The organism is Bradyrhizobium sp. 930_D9_N1_4 (genome assembly GCF_052076015.1).
Classification (GTDB): domain Bacteria; phylum Pseudomonadota; class Alphaproteobacteria; order Rhizobiales; family Xanthobacteraceae; genus Bradyrhizobium.
In genome coordinates, this window is record NZ_CP197236.1 from 4039580 (window position 1) to 4057886 (window position 18307).

The 18307-nt window shown below is 64.6% G+C and carries 15 protein-coding genes; 5 read left to right on the forward strand and 10 right to left on the reverse strand.

Annotated elements, in window-relative coordinates:
• Positions 1-59: 59 nt before the first annotated feature.
• The 3 genes from AB7532_RS18985 to AB7532_RS18995 form a co-directional block, all read right to left on the reverse strand.
• Entirely contained in the window at positions 60-1196 is a 1137-nt protein-coding gene (locus AB7532_RS18985; protein ID WP_441239307.1) for an acyl-CoA desaturase, read from the reverse strand.
• Between the two features lie 265 nt (positions 1197-1461).
• The gene (gene mfd, locus AB7532_RS18990; protein WP_441236291.1) at positions 1462-4980 is read right to left on the reverse strand and encodes a transcription-repair coupling factor; all 3519 of its coding nucleotides are present in this window, start codon (positions 4978-4980) and stop codon (positions 1462-1464) included.
• Entirely contained in the window at positions 4977-5267 is a 291-nt protein-coding gene (locus AB7532_RS18995) for an FAD assembly factor SdhE (RefSeq protein WP_247527272.1), read from the reverse strand. Before AB7532_RS18995 ends, mfd begins: the two co-directional genes overlap by 4 nt.
• A gap of 218 nt (positions 5268-5485) precedes the next feature.
• Here AB7532_RS18995 and recG point away from each other — a divergent pair, with 218 nt between their 5' ends.
• The gene (recG, locus tag AB7532_RS19000; protein ID WP_441236292.1) at positions 5486-7594 is read left to right on the forward strand and encodes an ATP-dependent DNA helicase RecG; all 2109 of its coding nucleotides are present in this window, start codon (positions 5486-5488) and stop codon (positions 7592-7594) included.
• Here recG and panE read toward each other — a convergent pair.
• From panE to AB7532_RS19015, 3 genes are all read right to left on the reverse strand, one after another.
• Complete coding sequence (panE, locus tag AB7532_RS19005) at positions 7591-8520, reverse strand: 2-dehydropantoate 2-reductase (protein WP_441236293.1); 930 nt, start codon at positions 8518-8520, stop codon at positions 7591-7593. The two genes, recG and panE, sit on opposite strands and share 4 nt — an antisense overlap.
• A 202-nt stretch (positions 8521-8722) precedes the next feature.
• Positions 8723-9553, reverse strand: a complete 831-nt coding sequence (locus tag AB7532_RS19010; RefSeq protein ID WP_441236294.1) for a helix-turn-helix domain-containing protein — start codon at positions 9551-9553, stop codon at positions 8723-8725.
• Between the two features lie 103 nt (positions 9554-9656).
• Complete coding sequence (locus tag AB7532_RS19015; RefSeq protein WP_441236295.1) at positions 9657-10046, reverse strand: nuclear transport factor 2 family protein; 390 nt, start codon at positions 10044-10046, stop codon at positions 9657-9659.
• Positions 10047-10181: 135 nt separating this feature from the next.
• On the opposite strand from AB7532_RS19015, the gene AB7532_RS19020 reads away from it, so the two are divergent.
• Entirely contained in the window at positions 10182-10703 is a 522-nt protein-coding gene (locus tag AB7532_RS19020) for an AAA family ATPase (protein WP_441236296.1), read from the forward strand.
• Between the two features lie 10 nt (positions 10704-10713).
• Here the strand turns inward: AB7532_RS19020 and AB7532_RS19025 are convergent, their stop codons facing one another.
• The 3 genes from AB7532_RS19025 to glmS all read right to left on the reverse strand — a co-directional run bounded on the left by AB7532_RS19025 (position 10714) and on the right by glmS (position 14353).
• On the reverse strand, positions 10714-11571 hold the full coding sequence (locus tag AB7532_RS19025; protein ID WP_441236297.1) for a DUF1932 domain-containing protein: 858 nt from the start codon (positions 11569-11571) through the stop codon (positions 10714-10716).
• A 105-nt stretch (positions 11572-11676) separates the two neighbouring features.
• On the reverse strand, positions 11677-12447 hold the full coding sequence (locus AB7532_RS19030; protein WP_441236298.1) for a DUF502 domain-containing protein: 771 nt from the start codon (positions 12445-12447) through the stop codon (positions 11677-11679).
• A gap of 79 nt (positions 12448-12526) precedes the next feature.
• Positions 12527-14353, reverse strand: coding sequence for a glutamine--fructose-6-phosphate transaminase (isomerizing) (gene glmS / locus AB7532_RS19035; RefSeq protein WP_441236299.1), 1827 nt, complete (start codon positions 14351-14353; stop codon positions 12527-12529).
• Between the two features lie 220 nt (positions 14354-14573).
• Between glmS and AB7532_RS19040 the strand changes: the two genes are divergently transcribed.
• A complete protein-coding gene (locus AB7532_RS19040; RefSeq protein ID WP_441236300.1) occupies positions 14574-14804 on the forward strand; it encodes a hypothetical protein in 231 nt (76 codons plus the stop codon).
• Between the two features lie 6 nt (positions 14805-14810).
• Here the strand turns inward: AB7532_RS19040 and glmU are convergent, their stop codons facing one another.
• Positions 14811-16178, reverse strand: a complete 1368-nt coding sequence (gene glmU / locus AB7532_RS19045) for a bifunctional UDP-N-acetylglucosamine diphosphorylase/glucosamine-1-phosphate N-acetyltransferase GlmU (protein ID WP_441236301.1) — start codon at positions 16176-16178, stop codon at positions 14811-14813.
• Positions 16179-16348: 170 nt separating this feature from the next.
• On the opposite strand from glmU, the gene AB7532_RS19050 reads away from it, so the two are divergent.
• Positions 16349-17740 (forward strand): hypothetical protein, encoded by a 1392-nt coding sequence (locus tag AB7532_RS19050; protein WP_441236302.1) that lies wholly within the window; start codon positions 16349-16351, stop codon positions 17738-17740.
• A gap of 56 nt (positions 17741-17796) precedes the next feature.
• Positions 17797-18261 (forward strand): hypothetical protein, encoded by a 465-nt coding sequence (locus AB7532_RS19055; RefSeq protein ID WP_441236303.1) that lies wholly within the window; start codon positions 17797-17799, stop codon positions 18259-18261.
• The last annotated feature ends 46 nt before the right edge of the window (positions 18262-18307 follow it).

Here is an 18307-nt window from a genome sequence, read left to right on the forward strand (position 1 = left end):
TTCAACAACGACGAAACGCGTGGGCACGCTCCGCTTTGCCCACCCTACGGTAGCGCGCGCTAGCCGCCGCCATTCGTCCCCGGTTGCGCGCTGGTTGCGAGAGCAGGCGCAGGCGTGGCCAGGAGAAAGCCGACGGTCTCGCTCAGGCGCTCATAGGCACGGTCGACGATGTCGTCCAGGGACATCGTCTTCGTGAACATGCGCTGCGCTTCGGCGAGCAATTGCTCGCGGGTCGGCATGCTCGACAGGCGCAGATCGGCACGCTGTTGCAACAGAGTGATCGCGTCCCGCACCGACAATTCGGTCTCGTGGATCGACGTCCTGATCGCCAGCGCGATGTGTTCGGGATTGAAGCGGGCGGCAAGCTGCTCGGCCGCCTGCTTGACCACGCGCGATCCCAGCCGATGCTCATTGCGCAGAACCTGCTTCGGCGGCGCTTTCAAATCCCGGACGATCCCGAACCAGGACAGGGCCACCAGGATATAATAGGTGAAGTCGATCTCGTACCAGTAGAAGCCCTGCCGGGCGCTGGCCTGATAGGCGTGGTGATTGTTGTGCCACCCCTCACCCATCGTGAAGAACGCAAGCACCCAGTTGTTGCGGGAGTCGTCACCGGTCACATACCGCTTGCGCCCGTGAACATGCGCGAGCGAGTTGATGCAGAACGTGGCGTGATACACCAGCACGGTGCTCCAGAGGAAGCCGACCACGAGTCCCGACCACCCGGCGATGAGGAAGCACAGCCCCGCGAGCACGAATGCGGGCAGCAGCTCGAGTTTGTGCAGCCACATCAGCTCGGGATAGGCCGCCAGATCCGACACCTTCACAAGGTCAGTGCCGTCGTGCTGCCGGTAGAAGATCCAGCCGAGATGACTGTAGACGAAGCCCTTGTGGCGGGGCGAATGCACGTCCTTCGCCGTATCCGAGTGAAGATGGTGATGGCGATGCTTGGCAGCCCACCAGAGCACGCTCTTCTGGGCACTGCTCTGGGCCAAGAAGGCCAGGACAAACTGAAACACCCGGCTGGTCGCGTAAGCCCGATGCGAGAAGTAGCGATGGTATCCGGCCGTGACCCCGAACATGCGCAACCAGTACAGAACCACGCAAATGGTGACGGCTTGCCACGAAATGCCCGACCAGATCGCCGCGACGCATCCCGCGTGAACCAATATGAACGGCAGGACCTGCGGATACATGACGTCGTCGTGTTCGGCGTCGTTGTCCTGGCCTGAATCAATATTGACAGACACGCTCGCGACCTCAGTTGTTGTAATGGGGGTTACAAAAAGCCCGCGGCCGGTAAACCAGTCGCGGGTCGCACGAGCCAGAGGCTCTGTGACGGGGGCCAAGTCGTTTGGCCGAAACTCTTCGAATCGAACATGGCTGTTGTTCGACCATTCCGCAAGTGGCCATATGCCGCTGTTTTCGTATCCAAATACCGCGTCACTGATCCCGAAGTTCCTACGCCGCCTTCTTGCTCCCGGCGAGCTGCGCCAGCTGCCGCATGATCTCCGTGGTTCCGGCGAGACGCTCTTCCGGCGTCTCCCAATCCTGTAAAAATACCACCTTCATGTCGGGCCGCACCTTGGCGGCCTGGCCATAGCTCTTGATGAACGACACCAGTCGTTCGGGATGAGCGAACGAGTTGTCGCGGAAGGCGATGACCGCGCCCTTCGGGCCGGCGTCGATCTTGCCGACATTGGCCCGGCGGCAGAACGCCTTGATCGCGGCGACCTTGAAGAGATAGCGCACCTCGTCCGGCAGCACGCCGAAACGGTCGCGCATCTCGGCGCCGAAATTCTCGATCTCCTCCTCGGTGTCGAGGTCGGCGAGGCGCCGGTACAGCGACAGCCGCACCGAGAGATCGCCGACATAATCCTCGGGAATGAGCACGGGCATGCCGATGGTGATCGACGGCGACCAGCGGTCGGCCGCGGGCTCGGAGACGCCGGCCTTGAGGTTGACGATCGCCTCCTCCAGCATCGATTGATAGAGCTCGAAGCCGACCTCCTTGATGTGGCCGGACTGCTCTTCGCCGAGCAGATTGCCGGCGCCGCGGATGTCGAGGTCGTGCGAGGCAAGCTGGAAGCCCGCGCCCAGAGTCTCCAGCGATTGCAGCACGGTGAGCCGGCGCTCGGCCTGCGCCGTGATCTTCTGCTGCGACGGCAGCGTGAACAGCGCATACGCCCGCAGCTTGGACCGGCCGACGCGGCCGCGCAGCTGGTAGAGCTGGGCAAGGCCGAACATGTCGGCGCGGTGCACGATCAGCGTGTTGGCGTTGGGGATGTCGAGGCCGGACTCCACGATCGTGGTCGACAGCAGGATGTCGAACTTGCCGTCGTAGAAGGCGGTCATGATGTCCTCGATCACGGCGGGCGGCATCTGCCCGTGTGCGACCGCGACCTTCATCTCCGGCACGTTCTTGTCGAGGAAGTCCTTGACCTCGGCGAGATCGTCGATGCGCGGCACCACGTAGAAGGCCTGGCCGCCGCGATAGCGCTCGCGCAGCAGCGCCTCGCGGATCATCAGAGGGTCATGCGGGGCCACGAAGGTACGAACCGCGAGGCGGTCCACCGGGGGCGAGGCAATGATCGAGAGTTCGCGGACGCCGGTCAGCGCCAGTTGCAGCGTGCGCGGGATCGGCGTTGCCGATAAGGTCAGCACGTGGACCTCGGCGCGGAGCGCCTTCAGCCGTTCCTTGTGGGTGACACCGAAATGTTGCTCTTCGTCGACAATGACGAGGCCGAGGTCGCGGAATTTGATGGCCTTGCCGAGCAGCGCGTGGGTGCCGACGACGATGTCGACCGAGCCGTCGGCGATGCCCTTCTTGACCAGGTTCAGTTCCTTGGTCGGGACCAGGCGCGAGGCCTGCGCCACGTTCACCGGAAAGCCCTTGAAGCGCTCGGTGAAGGTCCTGTGATGCTGGCGGGCCAGCAGTGTGGTTGGCACCACGACCGCGACTTGCTTGCCTTCGAGCGCAACGGCAAACGCCGCGCGCAACGCCACCTCGGTCTTGCCGAAGCCCACGTCGCCGCAGATCAGCCGGTCCATCGGACGGCCGAGCTCGAGGTCCTTGAGCGTGGATTCGATGGCCCCTAACTGATCCTCGGTCTCGTCATAGGGGAAGCGCGCGCAGAACTCGTCGTAGATGCCCTGCTGCACCGGCAGCTTCGGCGCCTCGTGCAGATGGCGCGCGGCGGCGATCTTGATCAGCTCGCCCGCGATCTCGCGGATGCGGTTCTTGAGCTTGGCCTTGCGGGTCTGCCAGCCGGAGCCGCCGAGACGATCGAGCTCGACCGTGGTCTGGTCGGAACCGTAGCGCGAAAGCAGCTCAATGTTCTCCACCGGCAGGAACAGTTTTGCGTCGGCAGCATAATGCAGCTCGAGGCAGTCATGCGGCGCGCCGGCGACGTCGAGCGTCTGCAAGCCGATGAAGCGGCCGATGCCGTGGTCGGCATGGACGACGATGTCGCCGGCGGCGAGACTCGTCACCTCCGAGATGAAATTGTCGAGCTTGCGGCTCGCCTTGCGCGGCCGCACCAGGCGGTCGCCCAGAATATCCTGCTCGCTGATCAGCGCGATCTCGTCGGTCTCGAAACCGCTCTCCAGACCGAGAACGGCAAGCATGGTCTCGTTGCGCGGGGTGGCCTGCACCGTCCGCCAGCTGTTGACGCTGGTCACGGGGGTGAGCTTATGGTCGCGTAGCATCGAAATCATGCGGTCGCGCGAGCCTTCGGTCCACAGCGCGATCACGACCTTCTTGCGGCTTGTGAGCAGCCCATGCACATGAGCGACGACGGCCTCGAATACGTTGACCGTGGCGTCGTTACGCTCCGGTGCGAAGTCGCGGCCCTTGCGTGCGCCGGCATCGACGACATTGGTGCCATCGGCCGGCACGGAGAACTGCGTCAACCGCGCCAGCGGGATGTCGCCGAGACGCTTGCCCCACTCCTCTTCGGTCAGATAGAGCCGGTCGGGCGGCAGCGGCTTGTAGATCGCTCCACCCGCCCGATGCCCCAACGCATCGCGCCGGGCCTCGTAATAGTCCTGGATCTGCTTGAAGCGCTCGCGGACGGCGTCCTCGGCCTGCGGCTCGATCGCGAGGGCTGCGCCTTGCAGATAGTCGAACAGCGTGTCCATCCGGTCCTGGAACAGCGGCAGCCAGTGCTCCATGCCGGGATGGCGGCGGCCTTCGCTGACGGCCTCGTAGAGCGCATCGTCACGCTCGGGCGCGCCGAACTCGGCGACATAGCCCATCCGGAAGCGACGGATGGTGTCGGTGACGAGCTGGAATTCGGAGACCGGTACGAGATTGAGCGCGCGCATGTCGAGCAATGTGCGCTGGGTCTCGGCGTCGAAGGTACGGATCGATTCCAGGCTGTCGCCGAAGAAGTCGAAGCGGACGGGTTGCTCGAGACCAGCCGGAAACAGATCGAGGATGCCGCCGCGTACGGCATATTCGCCGGGCTCGCGCACGGTCGAGGAGCGGTTGTAGCCGTTGTGCTCGAGCCAGGCGACGATGGTGTCCATCGGCACGACGTTGCCGGGCGCGACCGACAGCGCTTGCGCGGCAACGAGCTCGCGCGCAGGCACGCGTTGCACCACCGCGTTCACCGTCGTCAGCACGATCAGCGGCTTGTCGCTGCCGGTAAGCGAGGCCAGCCGCGCCAGCGTGGTCAGGCGCTGGGCGAGAATGCCGCCATGCGGCGAGACACGGTCATAGGGCTGGCAGTCCCAGGCCGGAAACGTCAGCACCGGCAGATCAGGCGCGAAGAATTGCAGCGCGCGTTCGAGCTGCTGCATCCGCGCGCCGTCACGGCAGACCACGGCGAGGCTGACGGCCGGCTTCTTCGGCCGCGCCGCGATGGCGCGCGCGAGATCGGAGACGACGAGACCCTCGGCGCCCTCGGCGACATTGGCAAGCGTCACCGCGCGGCCGGGCGTGAGCAGCTCGGCCGGCGACTTCAGACCGGGTTTCATAAATCGCCGTCCGTAATCGGGAACGCCTTGATGCGGGCGAAGATCGCGCCGGTGACATCAGGTGGCAACACCTTGTCGCCGGTGATGGCGGCATAGAGGTCGGGATCGGACTCTTCGAGCAGGGTCTCCAGCTCGGTCAGCTCGGCATCGGACAAATTGCCGATCTCGGCATCGGCAAAGCGGCCGAGGATCAAATCCATTTCGCGCGTGCCGCGGTGCCAGCAACGGAACAGCAGCCGCTTGCGGCGGTCGTCCAGCCCGTTGCTCGATCGTGTCGTTCCCGTCATGTCTCAGATCCAGTCAAACGCCGAAAGCCCGGACGTGCCGGGCGGGGGTGATATAGCCACTCGGACCGCCCGTGTCAGCCCTTTGTTGCGACAGTTCGCCCATCCGATCCGTCATGGCCGGGCTTGTCCCGGCCACCCACGTAAGGCAGCGAAAAAAGACGTGGATGCCCGGCATAAAGCCGGGCATGACGGCGAGGAACAACCTTAGATTCCCATCCATGCGCCCCAGCCTGCTCAATCCGCTGTTTGCCCCCGTGACCAGCCTGTCCGGCGTCGGTCCGAAGCAGGACAAGCTGCTGCAATATCTGCTCAGCCGCAACGAGACGCCGCGGCTGGTGGATCTCCTGCTGCATTTGCCGAGCAAGGTCATCGACCGCCGCGAGCGGCCGAAGATCCGTGACGCCGCCCAGGGAACCATGGTGACGCTGGAAGTCACCGTCGATCGCCACCGCCCGCCCCCGCCGCGCAACGCCCGCGCGCCCTATCTGGTCTATGCCAGCGACGATACCGGCGACGTCGTGCTGACCTTCTTCCGCGCCAAGCCCGGCTATGTCGAAAAGCTCTTGCCGATCGGCGAGAAGCGTTTCGTCTCCGGCACGCTCCAGATGTATGACGGTATCCCGCAGATCGTGCATCCCGACCGCGTGCTCGACGAGGAGGCGATCTCGAAGCTGTCGGGCATCGACCCCGTCTATCCGCTGACGGAGGGCCTCGCGCTCGGCTCGCTGCGCCGCGCCGTGTCGCAAGCACTCCTGAAGTTGCCCGCTCTGCCGGAATGGATCAGCCCGGAGGTGATGCGGCGCTGTCACTTTCCGCCGATCGCGGAAGCCCTGAACCGCGTCCATCAGCCGGTCGAGCTGACGGACATCCTGCCCGAAAAACCGTTCTGGTCGCGCCTCGCCTTCGACGAACTGCTGGCCGGACAGCTCGCGCTGGCACTGATCCGGGCGCAATTGCGCCGCCCGGCCGGGGTCCGCAATGCCGGTGACGGCCATCTGCGCAACAAGATCATCGATGCCCTGCCCTATGCCTTGACGTCCTCCCAGCGTGAGGCAGCCGCGGCTATCGCGAGCGACCTGCAACAGCCGGTGCGCATGCTGCGCCTGCTCCAGGGCGACGTCGGCTCCGGCAAGACCGTGGTGGCGCTGCTGGCGGCCGCAGCCGTGGCCGAAGTCGGCAAGCAGGCCGCACTGATGGCGCCCACCGAAATTCTGGCGCGCCAGCACATCAAGACGATCGCGCCGCTTGCGGAGCGCGCCGGCTTGCGGGTCGCCATCCTCACGGGGCGGGAAAAAGGCAAAGAGCGGCGCGAGCTGCTGGCGCAACTCGAAGCCGGCGAAATCAATCTCCTCGTCGGCACCCACGCGCTGATCCAGGACGACGTCATCTTCCACGATCTCGCCCTCGCCATTGTCGACGAGCAGCATCGCTTCGGCGTGCGCGAGCGCCTTGCGCTCACGTCCAAGGGCGACGCGGTCGACGTGCTGGTGCTCAGCGCCACGCCGATTCCGCGTACCCTTGTGCTGACCTATTTCGGCGATATGGACATCTCCGAACTGCGCGAAAAGCCGGCCGGCCGCCAACCGATCGAGACCCGCACGATCTCGATGAGCCGCCTCGAAGAAGTCACAGAGAGCATCGGCCGCGCCTTGCAGGCGGGCACGCTGGTCTACTGGATCTGCCCGCTGGTGGAGGAATCCGAGGCCGAGGGTACCGAGCACTTGACCAATGCGACCAAACGTTTCGAGAGCCTGCAAAAACGTTTCGGCGACCGCGTCGGTCTCGTCCACGGCCAGATGAAGGGCACCGAGAAGGACCGCGTGATGGGCCAGTTCGCCGCCCACGAGATCGGACTTCTGGTCGCGACCACAGTCGTCGAGGTCGGCGTCGACGTGCCCGCCGCAACCATCATGGTGATCGAGAATGCCGAGCGTTTCGGCCTTGCCCAGCTGCACCAGCTGCGCGGCCGCATCGGGCGTGGTTCGGAGGCTTCGACCTGCCTTTTGCTCTATTCGGAGCCGCTTGGCGAGATGTCGAAGTCCCGGCTGAAGGTGATCCGCGAGACCACCGACGGCTTTCGCATCGCCGAGGAAGATCTGAAGCTGCGCGGCGAAGGCGACGTGCTCGGCGTGCGCCAGAGCGGCCTGCCCGGCTACCGCATCGCCCGCTCTGAGGTCCACGGCCAGCTCATTACGCAGGCCAGGGACGAGGCGCTGCGCATCCTCAAAGACGATCCGAAGCTGAAGGGCGAGCGTGGCGAGGCGCTGCGCTGCCTCCTGTATCTCTACGAGCGGGACGAGGCGATCCCGCTGATCGGCGCGGGTTAGCCGGCTCCTCTCTGACGCGCCACTTCGTAGGCCGCCACATGCGCGCGCGCCAGATCCAGCAGCGGTGTGTCGATGCCGAGCGCACGGGCGCGGTTGGCCATATCGCCGAGAATGTGCTCCGCCTCGGTGACCGAGCCGCGCTCGATGTCGCGTAACATCGACGCCTTGAGCGGCGAGTTCACCGTGGTGAAGAGCTTTCGGTCGAACTCGATGAACGGCGCGCGCGGCTCGTAGCCGGAGGCCGTCGCAACCGCGCAGCATTCCGCAAACAGGCGGAAGATGGACGCCTCGCCGTTCGGCACCGTCAGGATATCTCCGATGCTGGCGCGCATCAGGCAGGTGATGCTAGCGAGCGTCGTGAGTTGGACGAATTTCTCCCACATGTCCTGCATGATCGCGTCGCTGGCGCGCACATCGATGCCGGAGACCCGCAGCAGCTTCTCCAGCGCGAGCACGCGATCACTCAACGCGCCCCTGGTCTCGCCGAAGACGATCGTCTGATTGGCCATGAACTGAACGACACGGCCATCCGCATCGAGCCCGGCACTGACGTTGGCGAGCCCGCCGAGGACATGCGCGGCGCCGAACCGCGCCGTCAGAGCGTCGATATGTTTCAACCCATTCAGGATCGGCACAATCATCGTGCCGGCACCAACCGCCGGAGCAAACTGGCTCATCGCTTCGTCGAGCGAGTAGGCTTTCACGCCGACCAGCACGACGTCGAAGGGCTCCTTGAGGTCGTCAGCCAGGAGAATCTTCGGCTGCAGGGCAAAGTCGCCATGCGGGCTCACGACCCTCAATCCATCCCGCTGCAACTGCTCCGCACGCCGGGACCGTACCAGAAAGGTCACGTCAGCGCCCGCTCGGACCAGGCAAGCTCCGTAATAACCGCCGAGCGCGCCTGCGCCGATCACCAGCACTCTCATTCGAACTCCCATCTGAAAAACCTGCTTCCGCGGAAACAATAACAGATGGGCCTCGTGCCGTCTCCTCCTCGTCATTGCGAGCGCAGCGAAGCAATCCAGACTGTCTCCGCGGAAAGATTCTGGATTGCTTCGCCGCGCTCGCAATGACGGTGTAGGTAGAGCTAGGCCCCCATCGATCGGGTTGACTCGCGGCGACGCCCCCTCACCCTGCATGCACGCGCACGAACCTGCCGTGCTCCGCCTCGGTCGCATCATTGGCTGGGAACATGCATTCGAGCCGCAGCTCTTCGGCCGTCACCGTCTGCGGCGTTCCGACCGTCGTGACCAGGGAAAAAAAGTCGAGCGTCACGCCGTCCTTGACGAAGGAGAGCGGGATCATCGGCATCGCATCGGAGGCCGACGGCGCGCGCCATTCCGGCTTCACGCCGGGATAGTGCGACAGTTGCTCCAGCAGCGCCTTCGTCCTGATGTCGACGACGTGTCCGACAGCTTCACGATACACCCGTGCCAGCAATCCGCGAGCGGTCTGCGGCCAGTTCGCGATGAAGGGGCGCATGCCGTCAGGATCGAACATCAGATGCAACAGGTTTCTGGGTATCGGCCGCGCCGACAAGTCGATGAAGCAGTTGAACAGGAGCGGCGCCGCCTCATTGGTCATCAGCACGTTCCAGTAGCGGTCCATGACGATCGCCGGAAACGGCTCGTGCTGGCGCAGCATCCGTTGCAAGGCACGGTTGATGGTCGTCATGGCGGGCGCCTCAAGCGCGGGATCGGCATATGACGGCGCGTAGCCGGCAGCCAACAACAACTCGTTGCGCTCACGCAAGGGGACGTCGAGGGCTTGCGCAAGATCAAGCAGCATCTGGCGGCTCGGAATGCTGCGGCCGCTCTCGACGAAGCTGATATGCTTCTGCGAGACGCCGGCATCGAACGACAGATCGAGCTGCGTCTTGCCACGAATGTCCCGCCATTGACGCAACAGCGCGCCCGCAGATGTCGCACGTGCCCTGAGCGCGCTGGCCACAGCTTTCATGGTCGAACGATCCTTCCTGTCGGTGGCGCGGTGTCGTCAGCGCGCGAGCGCCGGTGTCCCGGGGGCGTCCCGGGACACTAGTTGGGTTGCCAATGACGGAAGATCAACCGAAGGCGACGGGCCCTACGGCCCCCACCCAGTGCCGCACCTTGGTCACGTCCCGCTCGTCCATGTAGAAGAAATGCGTCATCGTCGGATGTACCGTCTTCATCGAGGGATCGTCGGGCGTCATGTCCACGACGCCGCGAAACACCTTCAGCGACCCGGCATCCCAGTACTCGGTGATGTGATGCAGCGCCGTGAAGCCGGTGTCGATGAAGGCCTTCAGATTGGCACGGATTGCTTCCCGCCCCTTCCAGTCGGCGACGCCGAGATTGCAGACGGCATCGTCGGCAAAGCAATCAAAACCTCGTCCGAAGGTCTTGTCGTCGATCTCTTTCCACATATCGAGCAGCCATTGCGGCGGCTCCTGCTTCGTAAACACGGCCTGCATATCTCTCTCCTCTTGCGGTGGCGATGAGCGGGAAACTAGTCGGGCCGCGAATTGGCTCAATTACATCAGAGGTAATAAAGCGGGTGTGGTTTGCGTGGTCTTTCCCCGATGCTGATTTCGTGAAACCCTCGCGCCATGCGCCGGATCATCGTCGTCGGCTCCCAGGGGAGCGGAAAGACAAGCCTTTCCCGGAATCTCGGGCGGAAGCTCGGATTGCCTGTAGTGCATCTCGACGTGCTTTACTGGCGACCGGGCTGGAAGCCGTCCGATACGCCGAGCTTTCGCACGCGCGTCGCGGATGCGATCGCGGGCGATGCATGGGTGGTCGACGGCAGCTTTTCGGGGCTGGCGTTCGATCTCACGATGGCGCGTGCCGATATTCTCGTTGTCATCGACCGCCCGCGCTGGCTCTGCCAGTGGCGCATTCTCTGGCGCTCGGCCTTCGATCGCGACACGACGCGGCCGGATCTGCCCGAGGGGTGTCCGGAACAATTCGACTGGAAACTGATGCGGGAAGCGTGGCGCTACGATGTGGAGCGCGCGCCCGTTATCGAGGCCGAACGGCGGCAGTATGGTCCGGATGTCCCGGTCGTACGCCTGAGACGCGACCGGGACATTGAGGGTTTTCTGGAGTCGGTTTCAGTGAACGGCGAGTGAGTGCGAGCGATCAGGTTTTCTTCGTCGCGATGCTCGCCGCGAACGCCTTCATGAGATCGGCATCCACCGCCTCCCCATTCACATCCCCAGCGAGGTGCTCGAACCAACGCGCAAAACCCTCGTAGATCTGGCTGGCCGGGTGATCGGGGCCGAGGAAGCCGGAAATCTCCCGCATCTCCGCGACCCAGCGATAGGCCTTTGGAAGCATGTCGGGCAACGCGACTTCGAGCCGCGCCAGCACCGCGGGCTGGCTCAGCGCGAGCTCGTTACGCAGCGCATCTGCCGCGCCCGCTTTCGTCGCCGCGACCACCATGGCCGAGCTGATGCCGGCGAGACCCTTGACGATGCCGGCATAGGACATTTTGAGCGCCGACGCCGCACCGACCGGTCCCTCGACGATCCGTACGTCCAGACCGAAATCTTTGAGAAACGCGACGTCCTTGGCGTACTCGCCGGACATGTAGAAGGCCGGGCTCTTGCCGCCGGGCTGCGGCGGGAAGCCGATGATGCCGCCATCGACGAACGGTGCCTGCGCCGAGCCGATGATCTCCTCGATCCGTTGCACGGTACCGACGTTGACCGCGTTGCAATCGACCACGATCGGCTTTTTCTCGCGCCTGACGATCAACGCGGCCAGTCGTTCGGCCAAAGCCACCGCTTCGCCGGGCGGCACGATCGAGAGGATGATGTCGGCGTCTGCGATCGCGTCGTCTTCGGCGCCGATCATGCCGGCATCCGCCGCGCGTTTCAACGTGGCCTCGCTTCGTCCCTTCAGGGAGGTCAGCACACGCGCGCCATTCTCTGCCAGGCGGCGTGCCACCGCGCTGCCCATGGCACCGGGGGCGAGGATCGCAATGGTCTTGGACATCGTGCACTCCAGGTCGAATTCCGAGCGAGCCGCTCAGATCAACCGGAGAGTAGCAGACGATGCGAACGCATGCGTGACCGGCGGCCATCCGAAACCGGAATGGCCCTACTCCACCTTCGCAGGCTGCGGCTGGAGCGCTGACGCATTGGCGATGCGCGCCGCATTCGCCATGCCCGCGAGCGCGGCGGCCTTCTTCGGGTCGGGCGCCGAGCCCGGCTGCACCACGCCGGCCGACATGATCAGCGTCGCGGCATCTTCGGTGCTCATGTCGACCTCGACGATCTTGCTCCTGGGCACGTAGAAGAAGAAACCGGTCGTCGGGTTCGGCGAGCACGGCAGGAACACCGAGACGTGCTCCTCCTGCCCGGGCAGGCTGCGCGCAATGTCCTCGTTCGGCGATTGCGAGATCAGGACGATCGACCACATGCCGGGCGAAGGAAACTCGACCAGGCCGACTTTGCGGAAGCTCGAGCCCTTGCCCGAGAACAGCGTCTCGAACACCTGTTTCAGGCCGCGGTAGATGGCGCGCACCGCCGGGATTCGGCCGAGGAAGGTCTCGCCGACATCGACCAGCGTCCGGCCGATCAGATTGGCGGCGAGGAATCCGACCAGCGTCAGCGTGAAGAATGCCACAATCAGTCCCCAGCCGGGGATGACGTACGGCATGTAGGTTTCGGGCCGATAGGCCAACGGCACGAACGGCCGCACCACGCCGTCGACCCAGGTGACGAACCACCAGACCAGATAGAAGGTGATTGCGACCGGCCCCGTCACGACGAGGCCGGTGAGGAAGTAATTGCGGAAGCGGCCCATCAGGCCGGTATGCGGTTCCGGCGCGGGATCAAGCGGCGCAGGCGCGTCGTCGCGGGTGGTCATTCGGGTTCCAGGTCGGTCGCTACACTCAAGCTAGGGTCTTCTAGCAGGTTTTGGAAGAGCGCGGCCTGATCCCTTCTGCCTATTCCACGGTTACCGATTTGGCGAGATTACGCGGCTGGTCGACGTCGGTGCCCATGATGACCGCCGTATGGTAGGCGAGCAGCTGCACCGGGACGGCATAGACCATCGGCGTGAACGCCGCCGCCATGTCGGGCATGACGATGGTGACGAGCGAATCGACAGTCGCCTCCTCCGCCCCCTTGGCGTCGGTCATCAGGATGATCTTGCCGCCGCGGGCGGCGACCTCCTGCATGTTGGAGACGGTCTTCTCGAACACGCGGTCGTAGGGCGCGATGACGACGACAGGCATGGTCTCGTCGATCAGCGCGATCGGGCCGTGCTTGAGTTCGCCGGCGGCATAGCCCTCGGCGTGGATGTAGGAGATCTCCTTCAGCTTCAGCGCGCCTTCCAGCGCCAGCGGGAAGCTGGTGCCGCGGCCGAGATAGAGCACGTCGCGCGACTTCGCGATCTCGCGCGCCAGCTTCTCGATCTGGAGCTCGGTGGTGAGCGCGTCCGACATCAAACGCGGGATCTCGACCAGTCCGTGGACCAGCTTGGTCTCGTCCGCGTCGGACAATTCGCCTCTAGCCTTGCCGGCGGCGATCGCAAGGTTTGCCAGCACCATGAGCTGGCAGGTGAAGGCTTTGGTCGAGGCGACGCCGATCTCGGGGCCGGCCAGCGTTTGCAGCACCGTTTCGCTCTCGCGCGCGATCGTCGAGGTCGGCACGTTGACGACGGCCACCGTGTGCACGCCCTCGGCCTTGGCGTAACGCAGCGCCGCCAGGGTGTCGGCGGTCTCGCCGGACTGCGAGATGAAGATGGCGAGATCGCCCTTGCGCAAGGGCGCCTCGCGGTAGCGGAATTCGGAGGCGACATCGACCTCGACCGGCACGCGCGCAAAGCGCTCGAACCAGTATTTTGCGACGAAGCCGGCATAGCTCGCGGTGCCGCAGGCGGTGATGTTGATGCGCTGGATGTTCTTGAAGTCGAACGGCAGCTTGACCGGCAGCGAGACGCGTTCGGTCGCCATGTCGACATAGCGCGCCAGCGTGTGGCCGACCACTTCCGGCTGCTCGTGGATCTCCTTGGCCATGAAGTGTCGGTAATTGGCCTTGTCCACCAGCGAGGTCGAGGCGGCGTGCTTGATCTTCTCGCGCTGGACGGCGTGGCCGTCCTTGTCGAAGACCGAGGCGCTCTTGTGGGTCAGCACGACCCAGTCGCCGTCCTCGAGATAGCTGATCGTGTCGGTGAACGGGCCGAGCGCGATGGCGTCGGAGCCGAGATACATCTCGCCGTCGCCATAGCCGATTGCGAGCGGCGGGCCGTTGCGGGCGCCGATCATGAGGTCGTCTTCGCCGGCGAAGATGAAGCCGAGCGCGAAGGCACCGCGCAAGCGCGCCAGGGCCAGCTTCACCGCTTCCACGGGCTTGTTGCCGCGGGTCAGCAGATCGTCGACCAGATGCAGCACGATCTCGGTGTCGGTCTCGGTGTGGAACACCGCGCCCTTCTTCTCGAGCTCCTCGCGCAGCTCTCGAAAATTCTCGATGATGCCGTTATGAACGACAGCGACGCGCTCGGTCGCGTGCGGATGGGCATTGTTGACGGTCGGCTTGCCGTGGGTGGCCCAGCGGGTATGACCGATTCCGGTCGTGCCCTTCAGCGGCTCGGCTTCGAGCCGCTTCTCCAAATTCTTCAGCTTGCCCTCGGCGCGGCGGCGCTCGAGATGCTTGCCTTCGAGCGTGGCGACGCCCGCGGAGTCGTAGCCGCGATATTCAAGACGTTTGAGCGAATCCACCAATTGCTCTGCAACCGGTTCGCGCCCGAGAATGCCGACAATCCCGCACATGCGGATCAATATCCCCCAAATCGTCGAAAAATCGCCTAAACGACGCGCTCGGTTTTTAGCGAAGTTCCTAAGGAACCAGATACTCAATAATTATTGCTGATTGAGACAGCGCGGACTCGCGTCCAGCTTCGTGTGCGTCGAATTGGCCGGCGTTAAACCGCGCCGATTAACTTCTTGTCAACAAATTTGACCAACGATTCCCCCTCAGGGAGATATGGCCATGAAAGGCTCATCCGACCGCAAAGGTCTGTCATCGACACTCGTGCGCGCCAGCGAGACCACAGGCACGCACCTTGCGCATTGGCCGCCGCCTCACCGCGCCATGGAGCGAGGCAAGGAAGGCAAGCCTGCCCTCATCACGCAGACCGCCGGCGAACCGGCAAAGCGCGCAAGGCCGCGCGGCTGGCGCCTGGCACGCGCGATGTTCTCGGACGTCGCCGACGACGACTAGCGGCGCTCACGTCCCGGGTGTCTTCTCGACTTTCCTGCCGCTGGTCTTCATCTCGCGGTAGCGCGCAGCGCCGCCTTCGCGGATGGTCTGCGGGCTGCGCTCCAGCGCCATCGCATCGTCCGGCACGTCGCGCGTGATCACCGAACCGGAGCCGATATAGGCGCCGTTGCCGATCTTCACGGGCGCGACCAGCGAGGAGTTGGTGCCGACGAAGGCGCCCTGCCCGATCACCGTCTTGTGCTTCTTGAAGCCATCGTAGTTGCAGGTGATGGTGCCCGCGCCGATGTTAGAGTTGGCGCCGATGGTGGCATCGCCAATGTAGGAGAGATGATTGACCTTGACGCCGGCCTCCAGCGTCGCGGCCTTGGTCTCCACGAAATTGCCGATGCGCGCGCCGTCGCCGAGCGAGGTGCCGGGCCTTAAGCGCGCATAGGGACCGATCGAGACGTTCTTGCCAAGCGTGGTCTGCACGATGTGCGAAAAGGAATGGATCACCGTGCCGTCGGCGATGGATACGCCGGGGCCTATCACCACGAACGGCTCGATGGTGACGTCCTTGCCGAACTGGGTATCGGCGGACAGATAAACGCTCTCCGGCGCGATCAACGTCACGCCCGCGTCCATCGCCGCCTTGCGCAGCCGTGCCTGCATCACGCTTTCGGCCTCGGCGAGCTGCGCCTTGGTGTTGATGCCGCGCACCTCGTCCTCGCTGGTCTCGATCACCACGGACTCCCACCCCTGCTTGCGGACGATTTCGACCGCGTCGGTCAGATAATATTCGCCCTTGGAATTCGCATTGCCGATCTTGCTCAGAATTTCGAGCGCGCGGCGGCCGTCGATCGCCATCACACCGGCATTGCACAGATCGATCTTGCGCTCGGCGTCGCTGGCATCGGCCTGCTCGCGGATCGCGACCAGCCGGTCGCCCTCGACGATGAAGCGGCCATAGCCGGTGGGATCGGCCGCGCGGAAACCAAGTGCAGCGATTGCAGCGCCCTTGGCAAGCGGCGCGCGCAATCGTGCAAAGGTCTCGGCCGAAATCAGCGGCGTGTCGCCGAAGGCAATGAGCAGATCGTCGACGCCGCGGGCAATCGCCTCGCGTGCCGCCAGCACCGCATGCGCGGTGCCGAGCCGTTCGGCTTGCACGAAAGTCAGCGCGTCGGGTCGGATGCGCCTCGCCTCATCGGCGACCGCCTGATGGTCGGGGCCGATCACGACCGCGAGCGAGGTGCCGGTTCCCTTGGGAGCTGCGGCAAGCACATGGGCGAGCAGCGTCTGGTGAGCCACCGGATGCAGCACTTTCGGCAGTTGTGAGCGCATGCGCGTGCCTTCGCCGGCGGCGAGCACGATCGTGAGGCTGGAACGTGCGGTCATCGAGATCCTGTCAGATACGGCCGAATCGATTGGCAGCGGCGGGCCGATGCCGTCATGAGCTTGCAGCCTTGCTACCCCCGCAAACGCCCGGAGTTCAAGTGCGACCGGGTTTTCCTGTTAATGTTCCCTGACTGATTCGGGGAAGCTTCGGGGCTGGGCACTTAGCGTTCATGGCAAAGGATTCCGACCCACTAGCGGATGCCTTCGGCACCAAGGAGACCGGCGGGCTGTTCTCCGGACTTTTGGCCGAGGAAAGCGCGTTTGACCGCCGCATGGCGTGGCGGCTGGCCTCGTGGGGCGCGGCTGCCGTAGGCGCCGTCGTGCTGGCCGTATTGGCCAATCAGGCGCAGCTCGGCTGGCGGCGTGATCAGGTCGCCTCTGCGGATCTGTCGCGCCAGGCCGACCGGCTACAGGTGCTGACCAAGGAAAGCCAGAACGAGGCCCGCCGCCTCGCCTCCGCCATCGAGACGCTGAACACCGATCGCGACCGGCTCTATTCGCGCGTCACTGTGCTGGAGCAAGGGATTGATTCCGTCACCGGTGCCATCGCCAAGCAGAACGCGGCAGCATCGCAGACCTCCGCCGCGAAGCCGCAGGATGCGCCGGCTTTGGTCGGACCACCGGCCCCCAGCGTCGCGCCGGTCGCCTCGATGCCCGCTCCGGCGAGCGACAAGCCACGCGCGGACGCAGGCAAGGACACGAAGGACGCCGCCAAGGACACTTCCAAGGAACAGGCGAGCCCGCCGCCACAGACCGCGGCCGCCGCCTCGCTGGTGTCGCAGGCGCCGGCAACGACGTCCGCATTGCCCATGCTTCCGCTGGTGCCGTCCAAGTCGATGATGGCGCCGCCCGATGCGGCGGCCTCGAAGCTGATTCCGCCCGAGGCGACCGAGAAGGCAAACGAGAAGGCCGCCGAGAAGAAGCCCGAGCCGGCGCCCGTCGCGACCGAAGTCGCAGCCCTCCCTGCCAAGCCGCCGGAGGCCGCCGAAGCCGAAGCGCCTGCAATCGCAGTCCAGCAGACGCGCTTTGCGATCGACCTCGGCGGCGCCAACTCGCTCGACGGCCTGCGCGCACTCTGGCGCGGCGTCACCAAATCCAATCCGGAAGTCGCAGCACTGCGGCCGATCATCATGATCAAGGAAGGCAGCACCGGCCTCGGCATGCAGCTGCGCCTGGGCGCCGGTCCACTGATCAACGCTGCCGCCGCCGCAAAACTCTGCGCGGGCCTTGCCGAAAGCGACCGCCATTGCGAGACCGCTGTATTCGACGGCCAGCGCCTGTCGATGCGCGGCGGTCCGGACAAGGGACAAGAGAAGTCCCAGGACCGGGTTCAGGAAAAGAGCTCCGAGAAGACCCAGGACTCGGTGCCGCAAGCCGAGACCGCACCTGCCCCCGCGCCCGCCGCCAAACCGGACAAGCGCCGCCGCAGCTACTCGTCAAAGCGCTCCTCGAAGCGCGAGGAGCCCGCGCCGGCCCCCGCGCCGCAGCCGCCGGCCGCACAGGCGGCGAAGCCGGAAACCGCGTCGGCAGGATCGACGCTGTCGTCGTTCTTCAGGCGGTAGCGAACGCGAAGTCTGAACTTGTGGTAGAGTCCTGACAGCTTCGCTCAGGACCAGCCATGCACACGAGCTACGACGACATCATCTGCCGCATCAGCACGCCACCAATCTGGTTCGACGAGCACGCCGTACCCCGCTATTGCATCTTCGAGCCCGCACGTTCGGCAAACATTCACATTGGCGAAATCGCACTCGTTGAGATCGCTTGTCAGTCGTGCCAGCGCAAATTCCACGTTGCGTTATCGTCGGTCAATTTCCGTGAGGGGACAATCGCCGAGGCTATTCGTAGCAAGACGCTACATTATGGTGACCCGCCCCGTCACGACGGTGATCCAGATGACCTTCATGCATGCCGTTCCGGCGCAAGCATGAACAGCGAGCCGCGACGAGTCATCGAATACTGGCATCGCCATGATGCCCGCTTCGTTAAAGGCACCCGGGTTATCGATATGGCTTACTTCAAGTGGGCGCGGGATCCGGCGCTTGAAGTTGATATTCAGCGCGACAGGATCAATCAACATTAGCGGGCAACGCGAGTTTCGTACGCAAATTCGCCAAGAAAGGTCCACC

What these genes read in the sequence shown, in the direction of transcription:
- AB7532_RS18985 (WP_441239307.1), bottom strand. Translation starts at nt 1,196, where the DNA reads ATGTATCCGCAGGTCCTGCCGTTCATATTGGTTCACGCGGGATGCGTC.
- mfd (WP_441236291.1), bottom strand. Translation starts at nt 4,980, where the DNA reads ATGAAACCCGGTCTGAAGTCGCCGGCCGAGCTGCTCACGCCCGGCCGC.
- AB7532_RS18995 (WP_247527272.1), bottom strand. Translation starts at nt 5,267, where the DNA reads ATGACGGGAACGACACGATCGAGCAACGGGCTGGACGACCGCCGCAAG.
- recG (WP_441236292.1), top strand. Translation starts at nt 5,486, where the DNA reads ATGCGCCCCAGCCTGCTCAATCCGCTGTTTGCCCCCGTGACCAGCCTG.
- panE (WP_441236293.1), bottom strand. Translation starts at nt 8,520, where the DNA reads ATGAGAGTGCTGGTGATCGGCGCAGGCGCGCTCGGCGGTTATTACGGA.
- AB7532_RS19010 (WP_441236294.1), bottom strand. Translation starts at nt 9,553, where the DNA reads ATGAAAGCTGTGGCCAGCGCGCTCAGGGCACGTGCGACATCTGCGGGC.
- AB7532_RS19015 (WP_441236295.1), bottom strand. Translation starts at nt 10,046, where the DNA reads ATGCAGGCCGTGTTTACGAAGCAGGAGCCGCCGCAATGGCTGCTCGAT.
- AB7532_RS19020 (WP_441236296.1), top strand. Translation starts at nt 10,182, where the DNA reads ATGCGCCGGATCATCGTCGTCGGCTCCCAGGGGAGCGGAAAGACAAGC.
- AB7532_RS19025 (WP_441236297.1), bottom strand. Translation starts at nt 11,571, where the DNA reads ATGTCCAAGACCATTGCGATCCTCGCCCCCGGTGCCATGGGCAGCGCG.
- AB7532_RS19030 (WP_441236298.1), bottom strand. Translation starts at nt 12,447, where the DNA reads ATGACCACCCGCGACGACGCGCCTGCGCCGCTTGATCCCGCGCCGGAA.
- glmS (WP_441236299.1), bottom strand. Translation starts at nt 14,353, where the DNA reads ATGTGCGGGATTGTCGGCATTCTCGGGCGCGAACCGGTTGCAGAGCAA.
- AB7532_RS19040 (WP_441236300.1), top strand. Translation starts at nt 14,574, where the DNA reads ATGAAAGGCTCATCCGACCGCAAAGGTCTGTCATCGACACTCGTGCGC.
- glmU (WP_441236301.1), bottom strand. Translation starts at nt 16,178, where the DNA reads ATGACCGCACGTTCCAGCCTCACGATCGTGCTCGCCGCCGGCGAAGGC.
- AB7532_RS19050 (WP_441236302.1), top strand. Translation starts at nt 16,349, where the DNA reads ATGGCAAAGGATTCCGACCCACTAGCGGATGCCTTCGGCACCAAGGAG.
- AB7532_RS19055 (WP_441236303.1), top strand. Translation starts at nt 17,797, where the DNA reads ATGCACACGAGCTACGACGACATCATCTGCCGCATCAGCACGCCACCA.